This window comes from Luteimonas huabeiensis HB2, from assembly GCF_000559025.1.
Taxonomy (GTDB): Bacteria; Pseudomonadota; Gammaproteobacteria; order Xanthomonadales; family Xanthomonadaceae; genus Luteimonas; species Luteimonas huabeiensis.
On the sequence record NZ_JAAN01000020.1, the window covers coordinates 84,600 to 103,866 of the forward strand.

Consider the following 19,267-nt stretch of genomic DNA (forward strand, 5'->3'; position numbering starts at 1 on the left):
CCTTTGCATCACTGAACCGCCCCGGCATTCCTGGAGGCTCCAACTCTTGAGAGGATGGAGTCATGAGCAAGCCAGTGAAGTATTCCCCGGAAGTACGTGAGCGCGCGGTGCGAATGGTGCCGGAGCACCAGGACACGCACAGTTCGCAGTGGGCGGCGATCGAGTCGATCGCCGGGAAGATCGGGTGCACGGCCGAGACGCTGCGCAACTGGGTGCGCCGTGCGGAGCGCGACCAGGGGCTGCGCCCGGGCCTGACGACGGACGAACGGGCGCGGATGAAGGCGCTGGAACGGGAGAACCGCGAGCTGCGGCAGGCCAACGAGATCCTGCGCAAGGCATCGGCGTATTTCGCCCAGGCGGAGCTCGACCGCCGCTTCAAGCCATGACCGGGTTCGTCGCGGACCACCGCGACGCCTACGGAGTCGAGCCGATCTGCCGGGTGCTGGAGATCGCTCCGTCGACCTACTACAGCCACGCGGCCCGGGAGGCCGATCCCGAGACCGGTCCGGACCGCTGGCGGCGGGACCGGGCGCTGGAGGTGGAGGTTCGCCGGGTCTGGGACGAGAACAAGCAGGTGTACGGCGCCAGGAAGGTCTGGAAGCAGTTGCTGCGGGAAGGCTGGCAGGTGGCGCGGTGCACGGTGGAACGGCTGATGCGCCGGTTGGGCCTGCGCGGCGTGATCCGCGGCAAGGTGGTCAAAACCACGCACAGCGACAAGGCGCAGCCGTGCCCGCTGGACCGGGTGAACCGGCAGTTCCAGGCCGAGCGGCCGAATGCCCTGTGGGTGAGCGACTTCACCTACGTGTCGACGTGGCAGGGCATGGTGTACGTGGCGTTCGTGATCGACGTGTACGCGCGGCGGATCGTGGGCTGGAAGGCTTCCCCCTCGATGACCACGGACTTCGTGCTCGACGCGCTGGAACAGGCCCTGCACGCCCGACAGCGGGAGGGCGAACTGATCCATCACTCCGACCGCGGATCGCAATACGTGTCGATCCGCTACAGCGAGCGGCTGGCCGAGGCCGCGATCGAGCCGTCGGTGGGCAGCGTGGGCGACAGCTACGACAACGCGCTGGCCGAGACGATCAACGGGCTGTACAAGGCCGAGGTGATCCATCGGCGGTCATGGCGCAACCGCGAACAGGTGGAACTGGCCACGCTGGACTGGGTGCACTGGTACAACCACAAACGACTGCTGGAGCCGATCGGGTACATCCCGCCAGCGGAAGCCGAAGCGGACTACTATCGGCAGCAAGCCGGTCAGGCCAAGGCGGCCTGACTCAAACCAAACGGCCTCCAAGAAAGCCGGGGCGGTTCAGACCGCTTGCTGCCGAAGAACCACGGTCTGGTGTTTGTCGACACGAAGCGATCGTCTGAGAAGCGCTTCCAGAAGTTCGAGCAGGATTGGAACGACACGCTGCAGGTGATGCGATCGATCGCATCCAGGGTTTCGGCGCCCGGCGCCAAACCGGGCTGGATTGATGCGTCGGTGGCCCCCGGCGTGCAAGCCGACCAATTCCTGCACGCCTACTACTACAAGCAGGTCAAGGATGGAAACCGCCACCCCTACGAGGAGTTCTTCGCCAGGAATTCGAAGAACCCAGAACTGGCGCTGCGCGACGCGCTGGAGTGGTGGCATGACGCCGACTTCGACCACTCGTTTGAAGAACGCACCATCTACGAGTGGTCGCCCCGGCTGCGCGAGTTACTGGCACGCGATCGCATTCTCAAACTGACGGAGCAGGAATTCGTCGATGCCGTTTCCCGGGTGCACGCGATCCGAGACCACGCCATCAAGCAGGAAAACGAGCACTTGGGCTTGCCTGACCGACCGCAGGCCGGCGACGACAAGGTCGAGAAGTTCGGCGAGTGGCTGTGGCGGCAGCGATCCCGCGAAGGGCGGACGATGCTTGAGCTGTTGAACTACGTCGTCTGGGGCAATGGAAGTGTATCGGCCCGGCTCTGGAACGCGATCCGCAGCGACGACTGGGCAATTCCGCACATTGGCCTGAGCAGCCTCGGGGAAATCGTCGGCTGGGCGCGCCCAGACGAGTTTCCGCCAAGGAACATGCGCACGAGCAAGGGGCTGCGGGCGCTCGGTTACAACGTGAGGATCGGTGTTTGATCTGCGGCCGTGGGCGGCGCCCGCAAGGTCCCGATCAACCCACCGTCCCCTGCGCCGGACCGGCCCGCCCTGGCATACCGTCCTTGAAGATTTGAGTCACATCAATCGGCCAGCAGGTCGCTGGATGTTGACTCTTGACTTTCGGCATGTTAGGCGCAATATCTTGCAAAGTCTTGCAAGAATTTCCTCGAGCGAGGCCGCGTGACGACGGAACTTGTGGGGGTGGTATGACAGCGCGCCAGCAGGCGATCTTCACACTCGACGAGTTGGCTGCCTACTTGAAAGTCGGCAAGCGGACGCTTTACCGGCTCGCCTCGCACGGGGAGATTCCGGCCTTCAAGGTCGGCGGGACGTGGCGGTTTCGTCAAAGTGAAATCGATCGATGGATCAATGATCAGACCCAAGCAGGCAGAAAGAAGGAGGTGATACGCACAGATGAGCAGCCAAAGTCAGCGAAACATCCCGTGTCGCCTGGGCGCGCTATCCATGGCCGCAGGCAAACGGAGTGAGCGAGATTCTTCAATTTTTCTTCTGGAGGTGTGACATGGACATTGATTTCAAGAAATTGGCTCCCTGGAACTGGTTCAAGAAGGAGCAGGAAGAACAACAGAGCACTGCCTCGCTGCCGGTGCAGCGCAATGACCTGCCGGTGGCGGGTGGGCCGGTCAGCCCCATCCTGCAATTGCATCGCGAGATCGATCGCCTGTTCGACGACGCGTTTCGAGGCTTCGGTTTCCCGACGCTGGCCATGCCACGCTGGCCGTCGGACTGGCCGGGCATGCTGAAGCCGGCGCTGGACATCCAGGAGACCGACAAGCAGTACAAGATCGCCCTGGAAGTACCCGGCGTCGAGGAAAAAGACATCCAGATCACGCTCGACAACGACGTGCTGCTGGTGCGCGGTGAAAAGCGTCAGGAGCAGGAAACGAAAGACGGCGGTTTCCACCGGGTGGAGCGCTCCTACGGCAGCTTTCAGCGCGCTCTGAACCTGCCGGCCGATGCCAACCAGGACACGATCAAGGCCGCTTTCAAGAACGGCGTGCTCACGATCACGATGGAAAAGCGCGAGGCCAGTACGCCCAAGCAGGGGCACTCGATCCCGATCAACGGCTGACGCGGGGCAGCGCGTTTTTCTCAAAAACCACAAAGAGATGAGGCACCGTGATCGGCGGTGCCTCGTCAGATCAATCTTTACAGGAGCATCAGCATGGCCAGAAAACAATGCCAAGTCTGCGGCCAGCCCGCCACGGTGCGGGTGGAAGCCAATCTCAATGGTCGCCACAGCACCATGCTGTTGTGTGACGATCACTATCGCCAACTGGTGCGCCAGCAAAAGCGCACCGTCTCACCGCTGGAAGCCTTGTTCGGCTCGCGCAGCGGGCTGTTCGAAGACTTCCTTGGCAGCGACTTCTTCCGCATCGGTGACGACGCACCGTCCATGGCGGCCGATACCGACGAGGTCGTCGATGCCTCGTTCGGCGAACCCGCCCCGGCCGGTACGGGCACCGCGCGCCGTCGCGGCAGTGGGCTCGCCAGCCGTATCAGCGAACAGTCCGAGGCCCTATTGCAGGAGGCCGCCCGACACGCTGCAGAGTTCGGGCGCGCCGAAGTCGATACCGAACACCTGCTGCTGGCGCTATCCGACAGCGACGTGGTCAAGACCATCCTGGGGCAGTTCAAGATCAAGGTCGATGACCTCAAGCGCCAGATCGAATCCGAAGCCAAGCGCGGCGATAAGCCGTTCGAGGGCGAGATCGGCGTGTCGCCCCGGGTCAAGGACGCGCTCAGCCGTGCTTTCGTGGCCTCCAACGAACTCGGCCACTCTTATGTCGGGCCGGAGCATTTCCTGATCGGGCTCGCCGAGGAAGGCGAAGGTTTGGCGGCCAACCTGCTGCGCCGTTACGGCCTCACGCCGCAAGCGCTGCGCCAGCAGGTAAGCAAGGTGGTCGGCAAAGGGGCCGAGGATGGCCGCGCCGAGACGCCGACCAACACGCCGGAACTCGACAAGTATTCGCGCGACCTCACCAAGATGGCGCGCGAGGGCAAGCTCGATCCGGTCATCGGCCGCGCGCAGGAGATCGAGACGACCATCGAAGTGCTGGCCCGGCGCAAGAAGAACAACCCGGTGCTGATCGGCGAGCCCGGCGTCGGCAAGACCGCCATCGTCGAAGGGCTGGCGCAGCGCATGGTCGCCGGCGAAGTGCCCGAGACGCTGCGCGACAAGCGCCTGGTGGAACTCAACATCAATGCCATGGTGGCCGGCGCCAAGTACCGCGGCGAGTTCGAGGAGCGCGTGCAGAAGGTGCTCAAGGAAGTGACCGAGCACCAGGGTGAGCTGATTCTCTTCATCGACGAGGTGCACACCATCGTCGGTGCAGGCCAGGGTGGCGGCGAAGGCGGGCTGGACGTGGCCAACGTGTTCAAGCCGATGATGGCGCGCGGCGAACTGAACCTGATCGGCGCCACCACGCTCAACGAGTATCAGAAGTACATCGAGAAGGACGCCGCGCTGGAGCGTCGCTTCCAGCCGGTGATGGTGCCCGAGCCGACGGTAGCGCAGACCATGATGATCCTGCGCGGCCTGCGCGACACCTTCGAGGCGCACCACAAGGTCAGCATCACCGAGGATGCGATCATCGCCGCCGCCGAGTTGTCGGACCGCTACATCACCGCGCGCTTTTTGCCTGACAAGGCCATCGACCTGCTCGACCAGGCGGCCGCACGCGTGAAGCTGTCGGCCACGGCCCGCCCGGTGGCGGTGCAAGAGCTGGAGTCCGAACTGCACCAGCTGCGGCGTGAGCAGGACTATGTGGCCTCGCGCAAGCAGTACGACAAGGCCGCCGAGCTGGGCAAGCGCATCGAGGCCAAGGAGACTGAACTCAAGAAGCTCGTCGAGGAATGGGAACGCGAGCGCGCCTCGGGCAGCGCCGAAGTCAAGGCCGAGCATGTCGCGCAGATCGTCTCGCGCCTGACCGGCATTCCGGTCAACGAGCTGACGGTGGAAGAACGCGAGAAGCTGCTGCATCTGGAGCAGCGGCTGCACGAGCGCCTGGTGGGCCAGGACGAAGCGGTGCGCGCGGTGGCCGATGCCGTGCGGTTGTCGCGCGCGGGCCTGCGCGAAGGCAGCAAGCCGGTGGCGACTTTTCTGTTCCTCGGGCCGACCGGCGTGGGCAAGACCGAGCTCGCCAAGGCGCTGGCCGAGTCCATCTATGGCGATGAAGGTGCGCTGCTGCGCATCGACATGTCCGAGTACGGGGAGCGCCATTCCGTGGCACGCCTGGTGGGTGCGCCTCCGGGTTATGTGGGCTATGACGAGGGCGGCCAGCTCACCGAGAAGGTGCGGCGCAAGCCCTACAGCGTGTTGCTGCTGGACGAGATCGAGAAGGCTCACCCCGACGTCTACAACATCCTGCTGCAGGTGTTCGACGACGGGCGGCTCACCGACGGCAAGGGCCGGGTGGTGGATTTCACCAACACCATCATCATCGCCACCTCGAATCTGGGCTCGGACATCATCCAGCGTCGGCTGAAGGCCGGTGGCGCCGCCGGCGAGGAATACGAGAAGACCAAGTCCGAGGTGATGGACGTGCTGCGCGCACACTTCCGCCCCGAGTTCCTCAACCGCATCGACGAGATCATCGTCTTCCATGCGCTGGGCAAGGAGGAGATCCGCCATATCGTCGGCCTGCAGCTCGATCGCGTGGCCCGCAACGCCGCCAGCCAGGGCGTGACGCTCAGCTTCGATCAGACCTTGATCGACCACTTCGCGGAGGAAGGCTACAAACCCGAGTTCGGCGCGCGCGAGCTCAAGCGGCTGATCCGCAGCGAACTGGAGACCGCATTGGCGCGCGAGATGCTGGGTGGCGGTATCGGCAAGGGCGATCACGCCAGCGCCCGCTGGGACGACAAGGCCGAACGCGTCGTCTTCGAGCGCCAGGAGCCACCCGCGCAGCCGGCCGAGCCTGATAAGCCCGATGCCGCGAACGTGGCCGAGGCACCGCCGAACGGCGAGAGCAAGCCTAAGCGCAAGAAGAAGCCGGCGGGCGGCGAATCTTGAGTCATGAGGAGGCTGTCGTGTCCGACCCCAACGGGCTGACATGGGCAGCCACCCTCGTGTCGCTGGCGGTCGCTATCCCCACAGCGGGGCACGCGATCATCTACAAGCGTGACCCGCGATCGGCCACGCTGTGGGTACTGCTGATCGCCTTGTTGCCGCTGGGCGGTTCGCTGCTGTATGGGCTGTTCGGCATCAACCGTTACCAGCGGCGGGCGCAGCGGCTCTTCCCGGGGGCAGATCCTGCTGTTCGGCAGGATCTCTCGCCCACGATGCCCGAGGCTGTATCGCCGCCACTTGCCGGTCTGGCCCACCTGGTGGGACGCGCCACCGGCCAGTCGCTGACCGGCGGCAACCGCATCGAGCCGCTTGTCGATGGCGAGCAGGCCTACCCGGCCATGCTCGCCGCCATCGAATCGGCGCGGTACAGCGTCGCCTTGGCCTCGTACATCTTCGATAGCCAAGGCATCGGGGCGCAGTTCGTCGATGCGCTGCGCCGGGCTCATGAGCGCGGCGTGCAAGTGCGGGTGCTGATCGACGACGTGTATGCCCGCTGGACGCCCCGCAGCGCCTACCGCGCCTTGCAGCGCGCCGGCGTTCCGGCGGCGACGTTCAACCCGACGTTGATTCCCGCGCGCCTGCATGCCGCGCATCTGCGCAATCACCGCAAGCTGCTGGTGATCGATGGCGAGACGGGTTTCACCGGCGGCATGAACATCTTCGGTCCGTATTGGCGGCCCGATGCGCCGGGCCAGGCCTGTCACGATTTGCACTTTCGTCTGCGCGGGCCAGTGGTTGCGCATCTGATGCGGTGCTTCACCGATGATTGGTGCGATACCACGAGCGAGCGGCTCAGCGAGGGTTACTGGGGCGAACCGCCCGCAACGGCTGATGAGCAGGGAACCTCTTGGGCGCGCGGCATCGAGGCCGGTCCCGATGACGCCCTGGACCGGATGCGCTGGACCTTCATGGGCGCTTTGAGCGCCGCGAAGCATTCGGTGCGCATCTGGACACCGTATTTCGTCCCCGATCAGCCCATGATCGCGGCGCTGAGTACGGCTGCGTTGCGCGGCGTGCGTGTCGACGTGCTGACGCCTGCGAACGGTGACCATCCCACGGTGCAATGGGCCGCGCGCGCCCACTACTGGCAGGTGCTGGAGCACGGTGTGCGCATCTTCGAACGGCCTGGCCCGTTCGACCACAGCAAGCTGATGCTGATAGACGGCCAGTGGTGCTGCCTGGGTTCGGCCAATTGGGATGCGCGCAGTTTGCGCCTCAACTTCGAGTTCAATGTGGAGGTGTACGACACCGCGCTGTCTACGCGGCTGGAATCCCTTTTTGATGCCGCCCGTGATGCATCGAACGAGATATCGGCCATGGCGTTGCGCGCCCGCCCGCTGGCCATCCGCTTGCGCGACGGGGTGGCCCGTCTGTTCACCCCCATTCTCTAGCGGCACGACTTGCGAGGAACATTGCCCATGGAAAAGAAAGATCAATGGAACATCGGCTACTGGATCGTCGCCGGTCTGTTGCTGCTGACGCTGCAGAACTACTGGCAGGCGGCGAAGACGGTTGAACCCGTTCCCTATAGTGAGTTCGAGAAAGCGCTGGCCGAGGGGCGCGTCGCCGAAGTATTGGTGTCGGACCGCACGGTCACCGGGCGCCTGAAATCGCCGGACAGCCGGGGCAAGACCACCATCGTGGCCACTCGCGTCGAACCCGACCTGGCCGAGCGGCTGTCGAAATACGATGTGCCCTACGCGCGGGTGGTGGAAAGCACCTGGCTGCGTGATGTGCTCTCCTGGATTCTGCCGGCCGTGGCCTTCTTCGGCGTCTGGTTCTTCCTGTTCCGCCGCTTCGCCGAGAAGCAGGGCATGGGTGGCTTCCTGAGCATCGGCAAGAGTCGCGCCAAGGTATTCATGGAGAAGAACACGGGCGTCACCTTCGCCGATGTCGCGGGCGTCGACGAAGCCAAGGCCGAACTGGTCGAGATCGTCGACTTCCTGAAGAACCCACAGGACTACGGTCGTCTTGGGGCGCGCATCCCGAAAGGTGTGCTGCTGGTAGGGCCGCCCGGCACCGGCAAGACCTTGCTCGCCAAAGCCGTCGCGGGCGAAGCCGGGGTGCCATTCTTTTCCATCTCCGGCTCGGAGTTCGTCGAGATGTTCGTCGGCGTGGGGGCGGCGCGCGTGCGCGACCTGTTCGAGCAGGCGCGCGGGCAGGCGCCGGCGATCATCTTCATTGATGAGCTGGATGCTTTGGGCCGCGCACGCGGTGTCGGAGGACCGATCGGTGGACACGACGAGCGTGAGCAGACGCTGAACCAGTTGCTCACCGAAATGGATGGCTTCGACAGCTCGGTCGGGCTGATCATCCTTGCAGCCACCAACCGGCCGGAGATCCTCGATCAGGCCTTGCTTCGCGCCGGTCGCTTCGACCGTCAGGTGCTGGTGGACCGCCCCGACAAGAAAGGTCGCCTGGATATCCTGAAGGTCCATGTCAAGAAGATCACCCTGGCCCACGGTGTAGATCTGGAACAGGTGGCGGCGTTGACCACCGGCTTTTCCGGCGCTGATCTGGCCAATCTCGTGAACGAAGCAGCGCTGAACGCGACGCGGCGCAAGGCGCAGGCTGTGGAGCTGCAAGACTTCACCGCCGCCATTGAGCGCATCGTGGCCGGCCTGGAAAGGAAGAACCGTGTGCTCAATCCGAAGGAGCGGGAAACCGTGGCCTATCACGAGATGGGGCATGCGCTGGTGGCGCTGGCGCTCCCCGGCACCGATCCGGTACACAAGATTTCAATCGTGCCGCGTGGCATCGGTGCACTCGGCTACACCCTGCAGCGGCCCACCGAAGACCGATTTCTGATGACACGTGCCGACCTGGAGCACAAGATCGCCGTGCTCCTGGGAGGGCGCGCGGCTGAGAAGCTCGTGTTTGGCGAGCTGTCCACAGGGGCTTCAGACGATCTCGCGCGGGCCACCGACATCGCCCGCGACATGATTACACGCTTCGGCATGGATGAGGGCTTGGGGTACGTTGCTTTTGAGGCACAGAGGCCGCGTTTTCTTGATGCGCCTGAACTGGTACAGGGTGGCTGCCGGGTAGCCGAATCGACTCAGACACGCATCGACCAAGCCATCCGTGACATCGTGATGGGTGTGTTTGATCGTGCATACCGAATTCTCGAAATCAACCGAGAAGTGCTGGAGCGCTGCGCGCGCGAACTGCTCGCACGGGAAACGCTGGATGAATACAGCATCCGGCAACTGACGCAAGGGCTACAGCTCGAATCCCCATGTCACAGCGGCCCAACTGCCGGAGCCATTACTTCCTCTGTGTCTCAAGGAGTCACCTCATGAGTGACAGCATTCATATCGTCTGCCCACACTGCCAATCCATCAATCGCGTGCCAGCCAACAAGTTGGCAGAGAAGCCCAATTGCGGGCGGTGCCAGCACCCGCTGTTCACCGGAGAACCCATTGATCTGACCACAGCGACCTTCGCCCGTCATCTGGAGCGCAGTGACCTGCCGCTGCTGGTTGACTTTTGGGCGCCGTGGTGCGGACCGTGCAAGATGATGGCGCCGCAGTTCGAGCAGGCAGCCTCCCTGCTTGAACCCAAGGTGAGGTTGGCCAAGGTAAATACCGAGGCCGAGCCTCACCTGGCCGCCCAGTTCGGTATTCGCAGCATTCCAACCCTGATTTTGTTCCGAGGGGGACATGAGGTTGCACGTCAGGCGGGCGCCATGGGCGCGCAGGACATTATGCGCTGGGTGGCTTCGCAATTGCCCCGATGATTCAGGTGCAATCGAGTCGTCTTCTCGGACTCCCCGTTCCATTAACGTTTCATTGAAAGAGAGAGCGCAACGCTTATGGGCACTTCTCGAAACCTCCCTAACCGTTGTCGCCAGTGAGCCGGCATGATGTCGCCCATGATCACCCCGCGCATCAAGCCCTCGTCTTTCTGGCGTCACCAGCCTGGCGCTGACCTGTTCGTGCAAGACCAACGCCAAGCCAAGCTCGGCGGCTTCATCGCCAACCTGGCAGCAATGGACGAACTGATCGACTTCGCGGCCATTGCCGCCCGGGTCGACACCGCCTGCCCTCGCGCTGACCGTAGCAAAGGCGGGCGCCCGCCGTACCCCACCGAGGTGATGGTGCGGCTGCTGTTCATCCAGTCGCTGTACAACCTCAGCGACGAGGACTGCGAGTACCAGGTGCTGGACCGCATGAGCTTCCAGCACTTCTGCCGCCTGGACGGAGCACTGCACATCCCCGATGCGCGCACGCTGTGGAGTTTCAAGCAGCGCTTGGCCCAAGGCGGTCTGGGCGGCCGCGCCATCTTCGAGGCGGTGAGCCTGCAGTTGCAGCAGCACGGCTACATCCCGCGCGGCGGGCAGATCGTGGATGCCAGCATCGTGCAGGCACCGCTCACCCAGGCGAACAAGGACGAGCGCGAAGCGCTCAACGAAGGCCGCAGGCCCGAGGGCTGGAATGCCAAGCGGCTGCAGCACACCGACCGCGACGCGCGCTGGACCAAGAAGCACGGCAAGAGCTTCTACGGCTACAAGGTGCACGCCAACGCGGACGCGCGCTACAAGCTGATCCGCCAGGCGAAGGTCACGCCGGCCAACGCCGACGACGGCCAGACGCTCAAGGAGGTGCTGGACCGCGCCAACACCGGCGCGCGGCTGCTGGCCGACCGAGGCTACGACGCGCAGACCAACCGGGAGTTGCTGCAGGCCCACGGGCTGCGGGACGGCATCGCGCGGCGTGCGAAGCCCGGGCAGGAGCGGCGCGTGCGACTGGACGCGCGCAACAAGGCGATCAACCGCGTCCGCGCCAGAGGCGAACATGTGTTCGCCGGCCTCGAGCAGTTGGGCGGCAAGTGCGTGCGGGCGATGACGCTGGCGAGAAACGAACTGGCGATCCTGCTGAAGTGCGCGGCGTACAACGCCAAGCGGCTGGTCTGGCTGGTGCGCCATGACCCGTGCGGGTGTGCGCGATGAAGGGAGAGGTGCGCCCGCAGAGCCTGCAAACGCAGTTTTGCAGGGCCTCGGGTGCCCGCCAAGGCTGCGATGACGGGGCCTGAGCGGCACCGAGAACCCCGAACTGAACGACGCGAGCGCCCTCATGCCGGTTCAGCCTTCGGAAATGGGGTTATGCGAAGTGCCTCAATGCTGCAATCCAACCGCTTGATTCGTCCGCGCGTAACCCTTTGATCTGTATGGGCCTGCGTTGCGGCCTTTGCGGACTTCGGGCCAGTTCCAGGGAGCGAGGTCGGAGCGAGGAATGGCCAGGAGAGAGTGGAATGTGGCCCGGAACGGCCAATTCGGGTGGCTGGCGAAGTCCGCAGGCTTCCGCAGGAACCCCCAACAACACGCGGGAACCGGCGCGATCGGGCAAGAAAAAACCCCAACCGAGAACGGTTGGGGTTTTGATATTGGTGGTAGGGCGGCAGCCCGCGCCAAACGACCGTTGAAAGTACGCGAAACCGGCGTTGTGGCAAGTCGCCAACTGTTGATGGTTACAGCAAAAAGAGGGGCTTGACAGGTCAAAATCAGCGGACGATCAAGCGGTTTTTCCCGTGGATCGGTCACCGGAAAAGCTGTTCAACCTCGTCTGCTTTTCGGGGCCAGTTCAATTCCGGAATGCGGAATCGAACCCGCGTCCGTCGCCCCGACTAAAAGCGCACCCAAGCGCACCCATTTCGGGGTAAGGCAGCCCGCCATGCGGCGAATGGCGCACTTTATCTCCGCACGACGTGCGGTGAAAACTTGCGCATGCGGAGAATGGAGCCCATAATCTCCGCATGAACAGCGGCGATTACAAGTACATCTGGCAGGCCAGTGACTGGCCGGACTGGCGCTTCGACCTGGCGGCGCTCGCTGGCCCTATGGCGGATGTGAGTCGTGCTCAAGGGCTCTTGCTGGGGCGTCTGGCCGACGTGGGCATGGCGCTGCGCGATCAGGCCAGCCTGGCGGCGCTCACCGAAGACGTGGTCAAGACCAGCGAAATCGAGGGCGAGCAGCTCAACGTCGAGTCCGTGCGCTCAAGCATCGCTCGCCGGCTGGGCGTCGACATCGGGGCGTTGGCTCCAGTCGATCGTCATGTCGAAGGCGTGGTGGAGATGGTGCTCGACGCCACGGTCAACTGCGCGGCGCCGGTGACCCGCGAGCGGTTGTTCGGCTGGCACGCGGCGCTCTTTCCCACTGGTTACTCCGGCCTCTCCAGGATCAAGGTCGGCAGTTGGCGCGACGACGCCAGTGGCCCCATGCAGGTGGTCTCCGGCCCCATCGGCCGCCAGCGCGTACATTTCGAGGCGCCGCCCGCCGATCGACTGGAGACCGAGACAGGTCGTTTCCTCGAATGGGTCAATGCGGACTCGGGTGAGCCACCGCTCGTCAAGGCGGGGCTTGCCCATCTGTGGTTCGTGACCTTGCACCCGTTCGGCGACGGCAACGGCCGTATCGCCCGGGCCATCGGCGACCTGCTGTTGGCGCGCGCCGACGGCAGCCCGCAGCGCTTCTACAGCCTGTCGGCGCAGATCCAGCGGGAGCGCAAGGCCTACTACGATATTCTGGAGCGCACCCAGAAGCGGTCCATGGACGTCACCGAGTGGCTGGCCTGGTTCCTCGACACCCTGCATCGCGCCGTCGATCAGGCGCAGCACACCCTCGATGCCGTGCTGACCAAGGCACGCTTCTGGCAGCACTGGGCAGCCACACCTTTGAACGAGCGACAGGTGAAATTGCTCAACCGGCTACTCGATGGCTTTGAAGGTAAGCTCACCAGCAGCAAGTGGGCGGCGATCGCCAAGTGCTCGCCAGACACGGCGCTGCGCGACATCAACGACCTGCTCGCGCGCGGCGTGCTGCGGAAATCGAATGCGGGCGGGCGCAGTACCAGCTACGAGCTGAACGATCTCCCGTAGTAACCGCGCGTCTTCTGAATTGACTTGGCTGGCGGACCGAACAGGCCCCGTCCTGCCATGGTGGTGACGATAGACCCACACAACCAAGAGATCATTGTTCTCATCGACATCGAGCGCACCGGTGTTATAGCCCTGTCGTTGATGTCCATGAGATTCCCGCGTGGGTCGTCACCCCACGTGATCGAGGATGCAGTTGGCAAGATGCTCGACGGTTGGGTCGAGCTCGGCGGTCACTGGTCTACGGAGCTAGCAGCCTGTTGAAATTCGACCCGGCGAAGCCCCCGACTCGGTCGGCAGCGCGGATTTCTCGCTGCTCAAGCGCTCCGCAAGCGCGTCCCGCGCTCTGAAACAAGCCCGCTTTCGGACTTCCAGGCGCACCTTCCCCGCCGGGGCCGCCATCACGCGGCCCCCGCGGCGATCAGCTTCGGCAGGCGGACGAGGTTGCTCGCCGCCATCGCCAGCTGAAACAGCGCCTCGACCTTCGTAAGGCCGCGCTGCTTGACCTGACGCATTCCGGCAGCCGCCTTGAGCCATCCGAAGTGCGTTTCGATCCAGGCGCGCGTCCGCAGGCTGATCGCATACCCGGCGTGTCGGGTAGTGCGGCCATCGATGGCACTGCGGCGGTGCGAGGTGTTCTGCGCAACGTGCGGGGTGATACCCATGGCCCGACAGCCCGCGACGAAGTCCGCCGTGTCGTACCCCTTGTCCGCGGCCAGCGTGCGCCGTCGTCGGCCGCGCAGCGAACCAAGCATCGCCAACGCCGCGTCACGCTCACCATGGCCGCTGGCCTGCGTGACACACGCTGCACGCACCAGGCCGCTGCGATGCTCCATGAGCACATGGGCCTGGTAGCTCAGCTGCGCCCCGGTATTGCCCTTGCGGTAAAGCCTGGCGTCCGGATCGCTGGCCGATTCGTGCGTTTCGTTGCGACGCTTCTGACCCTTGAAATCAGGCTGGGCGTTGCGATGCCCACCACCCGGTGGGTCCTTCGGCGTCCCATCCTTGGGACGGAAGCTCTTGTGCGAGGCCCACGCCTGCAGCAGCGTGCCGTCGACCGAGAAATGCTCGTCCGACATCAGGCCCCGCTTTTCCGCCAACCGCACCACCTCGGCCAGAAACTCGCTCGCCACCTCGTTTCCGTTCAAACGATCCCGGTTCTTCGAGAACACGGAGTGATCCCAGACCGGCTCGTCGATCGCGATACCGACGAACCAGCGGAACAGCAGGTTGTAGTGGAGCTGCTCCATCAGCATCCGCTCGCTCCGGATCGAGTAGAACAGCTGCAGCAGCTGCGCCCGCATCAGTTTCTCCGGCGCGATGGAGGCGCGGCCGGTATCGGCGTACAGCGCCGAAAACAGGCCGCTCATGCGCCTGAGCGCCTCATCGGCCAGCTCCCGAATGGATCGGAGCGGATGGTTCGCCGGAACGAAGTCGGCGAGCTTGGCGACCGTGAACAACGATTCCTGAGTGACGTCTGCACCGCGCATCCCACGCCCTCCACTATGGCTGAGGTCGATATCGCAAACAGATGGCTTGAAAGCAAGCTCTGGCGCGGGAGAATTTCAACAAGCTGTTAGAGAAGACGCTTGAAGATAGCTGTGCCTGTGAGCGCGTTCCCAGGGTGCTGATCCCAAGGGAGAAATTTCGACACAGCGCAAAGATGTGGGCCAATCGGTTAATGGATCGATTAGGCTTAACCAGCAGTTGAGCGGCTGCTTCCGACCCAAAGCGGACATCGCTGGCTCCAAGTCTCCGTCGCGGTCGACTGATTCTCGTGATCAACGCTTCGACCGCATACCTAGAAGCGGTACAGGAGCCGACCCTGGAGCAGCTGGCCGGCGAGCCCCCCCTCAGTGACTGCCGACGAACTCCTATTGCGGACGGCACCGAGATCGGTGTCCGGAGACCATCGCTGGGCACAGTCGATTCAGCCAGCGGCGTCTGCTGCTGGTTCACAGCGGAACCAGCGCATAGCCTTGCTGCTGCAGCGTGATGATGCTGGTCAACGCCGAAAGCGATATTGCGATGCTGGGTGCCAGCGAGTTGCTGTCCAGCTGCCGGGAGTGCAAGGCCTGGCCGCACACGAACATTTGCACTCCCGCCGCCGACAGTTGCGCGATCAGCCCGAGGTTCGGGTTAGCGACCCCATGGCGGACGCGGTACGCGGGATCAGCCAGCGCTGAATCCGTTGCTCCTTCGCTGAGCAGCACGACGAAGTCCAACTGCTTCTTCGTCACTCCGCTTGCCTTGAGGAGGTTGACGGCGCGCGCGACCCGCTCCAAGCCCGGATCCGTCGCAGCGGGTGAAGCCGGCGCCACGGTCAGGCTGAATACCGCCCGCCGGCGCATTTTCGGGTCGGGTTGGTGGGCGGCGTCCGACAGGACGATCGCTTTGCCATGCATGGCGATAGTGTGGGCGGGAGACGTCGCCGGCGTCGTCGCCTGCGCGAAGTAGGTCATGCCCGCCAGCACCAGGCCCAATAGCAAGGATGTGCCCCGCATCAGCGCGGTCCGAGCACGGTGGCCAGGTCATCTGGTGCCGGCATGCCGGCTCGGCGCTGGACCGTGCCGTTGTCGTCGCGGAACAGGATGCCCGGCGTGCCTTGGAACCCTAGTTGGACCATCAGTCTTTGGTTCGCATCGAGGGTGGCGCGCACATTGGCGGGCACGGAGGCCGCCGGCTTGATGCCGCCTGAGCTAAAGCTGGTTTCATTGCGACGGAGCGCCTCCGACGGCGAGCTGGCGGTCATGATCGTGGCAACCTTGTTGGCGCTGTCCGGACGGATCACACCGACCATGATGTGCCGCAGTTGCACCTTGCCCGAATCCACCCACGGCCGTGCTGCACTCCAGAACTTGTTGCAGAACGGGCAGTTCGGGTCGCTGAACGTGTAGATCACGCGGGGCGCATCGGCCTTTCCGTCGGCGATCCATTCGCTCGCCTCCAGCAGTGCCCAGGTGCGGGCCGACATCGGACCGGCGACAAGTCGCTGCAGCGCCTCGGCGCCGATGTCCTCGCCTTTTGCATTGATCAGCGTCCCAACGACGGCATGTTCGCCGTCGTTGGTCGCGTATACCGCCACGGGCTGCTGGCCTGCGACGCCTGCAAAGCCGCGAAGACCCGATGGGGCGTCGAACTCGCCGAGCACTTCGAAACCCTGGGCTTCAATGGCTTCGATCACGGCGGGCCTTTCAGTCTCCGGGTTGCTGGTGGCGTTCGTTGGGACAGCCGGTGCGGTCGAAACCGACTTTTCCTCGTCGGCCTGACTGCAACCGGTGGCGAGCAACAGGGCGGACGAAAGCAGTATTGCAGTGGGGTTCACTCGTGCCATCACGGCACCTCCTTGGTTGGAAGGGTTGGGAGACTCGATGAGGGCGCAGCACCGAAGCGCCGCAGCTTTACGGCAAGGCTCGCATTCGAGAGTTCGCCCATGTGGGTGTCCACAAGCCGGCCGTCGGCATCGAAGAACAGCGTCGTTGGCAGGCCGCGCGAGCCGGACTCCTGCATTACGGACGAGAATGGATCGAGCAGCACATTGCTCAGTTGCAGGTGACTCTCGCGCAGGTAGTCACGGATCTCCGATTCGGATTCCCCCTGATTGACGAAGACGAAAGTCACGTCGCCGCGTTCTTCCTGCGCCTTGGCCAGGACCGGCATTTCGCGGCGACACGGCGGGCACCACGTCGCCCACAGGTTCACGACCATCGGCTCGCCGGTCATCGCCGAAAGCTTCGTGCTGCCGCCGTCGAGCGTGCTCAGTTCGGTCGCCGGCAGTTTCACCACCGACTGCTGCATCAACAGCAGCGCGCCACCGAGAACGGCCCAGGAAGCCAGCCCTGCGATCGCACCGAACAGCAGCGGAAGTCGCAGCGCGGGAGCGTTTCGCGCCCGCCATGCGCCGAATGCGAGGCCCGCGAGCACGCCCGCCCAGATCGAGAAGCCGCCGTCGCCGATGCGGACAATTGACCACGGATCCGCGAGGTACTGCGGCCACCATGCGAGCACGAAGGCTAGCCGCGCCGCGAGCACGCCGACCATCAGCATGTCGAGGAACGTCGAAAGCGGCTTGATCGCGGGTTGCCCGGGCAAGGGCACAACGAACTGCCGGGCGACCAGTGCGGCAATCGCGAGCGCGACCAGCAGCACCACCAGGGACATGGGAAACGGGCCAAGACTGACCATCATTGCGCTCCTTTCTGGACGCGCTGCAGGCGGGCCAGGAATGCTTCGGGGGTGATCTCGCCCACCGTGCGCTCGGCGCGGTGTTCTTGACCGTCGGGTCCGATGAGCAGCAACGTCGGCGGACCGGCCACCTGCCACGCCTTCATCAATGCCCGGTCGGCCGCATCGTTGGCGGTGACGTCGGGCCTCACGACCTGCATGCCGGCGAGCATCGATGCCACCTGCGGATCACCGAACACTTCCCGTTCGATGACATGGCAGGAAACGCACCAGTCGGCGTAGAAATCGACCAGCGTCCATTGGCCTCGCGCACCGGCTTCGGCGATGCGACGCGACAGGTCGTCGGCCGTCTTGGCTTCGACGAAGGCGACCGTCGGCGCGGCTGTCTGCGCACTCGCATCGCCGGCACCGAGTCGTTCCAGGGGGCGCCACGGGTCGCCGGAGCCGCTGGCACCGCCAATAATGAGTGCGAGTGCCCAGACCGCCGACGCGGCTGCAAAATAGCGCGGCAGCCACAGGCGCAGCGGGCCGCTGCCGGGCGGTGCGACCAGGGCCAGGAAACCCGCCGCCATGCCGAGCAGCCAGGCGCCCCAAAGCACCAGCGCCGTCGCCGGTGCCAGCACCCGCGCCAGCATCGATATCGCCAACGCCAGCAGGACGTAGCCGAAGACCGCCTTGACGCGATCCATCCACGCGCCGGGGCGCGGCAGGATGCGTGCGCCGAACACCGCAATCGCGAGCAGGGGCAATCCCATGCCCAGCCCAAGCGCGAACAGCGCCAGGCCGCCGGTCAGCGCGCTGCCGGACTGGCTGATGTAGAGCAGCGCGCCGGCAAGTGGCGCAGTCATGCACGGTCCCACCAGCAGCGCGGACAGGAACCCGAGCGCGGCTGCGCCAGCGAGCGTGCCGCCGCGCTGCTGGCGACCGGCGCGATCCAGGCGGTTGCCGAGCCACGCCGGCAACTGCAGCTCGAACGCACCGAACATTGACAGCGCAAGCACCACGAACACCGCCGCGAAGGCGCCCAACAGCCACGGGTTCTGCAAGGCCGCCTGCAGGTTGGCACCGGCGATCCCGGCGGCCACGCCGAGCGCGGCGTAGGTCAACGCCATCGGCAGAACGTAGGCCACCGACAAGGCGAGCGCACGCCGCGTGGTCGGCTGTCCGCCAACGATCAGGCTGGAAACGATCGGGATCATCGGCAGCGTGCACGGCGTGAACGCGAGCAGCAGCCCCATGCCGAAGAACACCGCGACCGAAGCGAACAGGCTGGCATCGGCGAGGCGGCTGGCGAAGCGCTGGTCCTCGCCGGCAACGGAAGGCGCGGGGGCGGCCTCCCTGATCGAGCCCGTGACGGATGATGCGCCTACGCCTGCCGAGTTTTGTGAGACGGAGGCCGCAGAGGGGGCGGTGGGCGGCTGCGGGGCGCTGTCGCTTGTCGCCTTTTCCGAGGGCGGCGTCGTCGCTGCGGTGTCCACAGCGGCCTTGGTTGCCGGTGGCGTCTCGACCGATGGCAGATCGACCCGCATGGTCTGCGGCGGATAGCAGATGCCGGCATCTGCGCAGCCCTGCCAATGCAGCGTCGCCGAGCGCGCGTCGCCACCATTGACTATGATTTCGACAGTGTCGTAATAGACCTCGGTGCGGCCGAAGAACTCGTCGGTTTTCGCCTTGCCGTTCGACAACTGCAGCGGCAACGCCTTGCCGCCGTCGACAACAACGCTCAGGCGGTGTCGATAGAGGTAGTAGCCCGGCGCGATCGTGCCGCTCAGCCGGGTCGCGCCATCCTCCACGGCCGTTGCCTCGACCCTGAACACCTCGCTGGCCTCGAGGAACTCGGGCTGCTGCTGCCCGCTCGGTGGCGCGAGCCAGCCTTGCGCCATCGCGGCCACGGGAACCGCCAACATCGGCAACATCAACAGGCTTAGCAACAACCGGCGCAGCAACAGCATCATTCAGTACTCCGGAGA

General features: G+C 64.7%; 15 protein-coding genes and 1 other annotated feature. Of the genes, 10 read left to right on the forward strand and 5 right to left on the reverse strand.

Annotation, left to right across the window (positions count from 1 at the left end):
• Nucleotides 1-62: 62 nt before the first annotated feature.
• From Z164_RS0108215 to Z164_RS0108255, 10 genes are all read left to right on the forward strand, one after another.
• A protein-coding gene (locus Z164_RS0108215; protein ID WP_425477218.1) for an IS3 family transposase occupies nt 63-1,279 on the forward strand; the annotation gives its coding sequence in 2 pieces (ribosomal slippage) (nt 63-351 and nt 351-1,279; 1,218 coding nt in all).
• Nucleotides 341-457: a sequence feature (AL1L pseudoknot), on the forward strand. It overlaps the preceding gene by 117 nt.
• A gap of 45 nt (nt 1,280-1,324) precedes the next feature.
• Nucleotides 1,325-2,125, forward strand: coding sequence for a hypothetical protein (locus Z164_RS23690; protein WP_024890228.1), 801 nt, complete (start codon nt 1,325-1,327; stop codon nt 2,123-2,125).
• Nucleotides 2,126-2,352: 227 nt separating this feature from the next.
• Nucleotides 2,353-2,634, forward strand: coding sequence for a helix-turn-helix domain-containing protein (locus Z164_RS21865; RefSeq protein ID WP_081770122.1), 282 nt, complete (start codon nt 2,353-2,355; stop codon nt 2,632-2,634).
• A gap of 35 nt (nt 2,635-2,669) precedes the next feature.
• Entirely contained in the window at nt 2,670-3,239 is a 570-nt protein-coding gene (locus Z164_RS0108225) for an Hsp20/alpha crystallin family protein (protein WP_024890229.1), read from the forward strand.
• A gap of 93 nt (nt 3,240-3,332) precedes the next feature.
• Nucleotides 3,333-6,182: a heat shock survival AAA family ATPase ClpK gene (gene clpK, locus Z164_RS0108230; RefSeq protein WP_024890230.1), complete on the forward strand. Its 2,850-nt coding sequence runs from the start codon at nt 3,333-3,335 to the stop codon at nt 6,180-6,182.
• A 17-nt stretch (nt 6,183-6,199) separates the two neighbouring features.
• Nucleotides 6,200-7,630, forward strand: coding sequence for a cardiolipin synthase (gene cls, locus Z164_RS0108235; RefSeq protein ID WP_024890231.1), 1,431 nt, complete (start codon nt 6,200-6,202; stop codon nt 7,628-7,630).
• Between the two features lie 27 nt (nt 7,631-7,657).
• Complete coding sequence (gene ftsH / locus Z164_RS0108240; protein ID WP_024890232.1) at nt 7,658-9,541, forward strand: ATP-dependent zinc metalloprotease FtsH; 1,884 nt, start codon at nt 7,658-7,660, stop codon at nt 9,539-9,541.
• Nucleotides 9,538-9,978, forward strand: a complete 441-nt coding sequence (gene trxC / locus Z164_RS0108245) for a thioredoxin TrxC (RefSeq protein WP_009238721.1) — start codon at nt 9,538-9,540, stop codon at nt 9,976-9,978. Before ftsH ends, trxC begins: the two co-directional genes overlap by 4 nt.
• A 135-nt stretch (nt 9,979-10,113) precedes the next feature.
• Nucleotides 10,114-11,190 carry an IS5 family transposase gene (locus Z164_RS0108250; protein WP_024890233.1) on the forward strand — a complete coding sequence of 359 codons (1,077 nt, stop codon included), beginning with the start codon at nt 10,114-10,116 and terminating at the stop codon, nt 11,188-11,190.
• 803 nt (nt 11,191-11,993) lie between these two features.
• Nucleotides 11,994-13,115 carry a Fic family protein gene (locus Z164_RS0108255; protein WP_024890234.1) on the forward strand — a complete coding sequence of 374 codons (1,122 nt, stop codon included), beginning with the start codon at nt 11,994-11,996 and terminating at the stop codon, nt 13,113-13,115.
• A gap of 398 nt (nt 13,116-13,513) precedes the next feature.
• Here the strand turns inward: Z164_RS0108255 and Z164_RS0108265 are convergent, their stop codons facing one another.
• The 5 genes from Z164_RS0108265 to dsbD form a co-directional block, all read right to left on the reverse strand.
• Nucleotides 13,514-14,602, reverse strand: coding sequence for an IS5 family transposase (locus Z164_RS0108265; RefSeq protein ID WP_024890236.1), 1,089 nt, complete (start codon nt 14,600-14,602; stop codon nt 13,514-13,516).
• 465 nt (nt 14,603-15,067) lie between these two features.
• Nucleotides 15,068-15,616 carry a DsrE family protein gene (locus Z164_RS0108270; protein WP_024890237.1) on the reverse strand — a complete coding sequence of 183 codons (549 nt, stop codon included), beginning with the start codon at nt 15,614-15,616 and terminating at the stop codon, nt 15,068-15,070.
• The gene (gene dsbG / locus Z164_RS0108275) at nt 15,616-16,446 is read right to left on the reverse strand and encodes a thiol:disulfide interchange protein DsbG (protein WP_043689604.1); all 831 of its coding nucleotides are present in this window, start codon (nt 16,444-16,446) and stop codon (nt 15,616-15,618) included. The genes Z164_RS0108270 and dsbG overlap by 1 nt, the downstream gene beginning before the upstream one ends.
• Nucleotides 16,446-17,300: a TlpA disulfide reductase family protein gene (locus Z164_RS0108280; RefSeq protein WP_236621777.1), complete on the reverse strand. Its 855-nt coding sequence runs from the start codon at nt 17,298-17,300 to the stop codon at nt 16,446-16,448. Before Z164_RS0108280 ends, dsbG begins: the two co-directional genes overlap by 1 nt.
• Nucleotides 17,297-19,252: a protein-disulfide reductase DsbD gene (gene dsbD, locus Z164_RS0108285; protein ID WP_236621778.1), complete on the reverse strand. Its 1,956-nt coding sequence runs from the start codon at nt 19,250-19,252 to the stop codon at nt 17,297-17,299. Before dsbD ends, Z164_RS0108280 begins: the two co-directional genes overlap by 4 nt.
• Nucleotides 19,253-19,267: the final 15 nt, after the last annotated feature.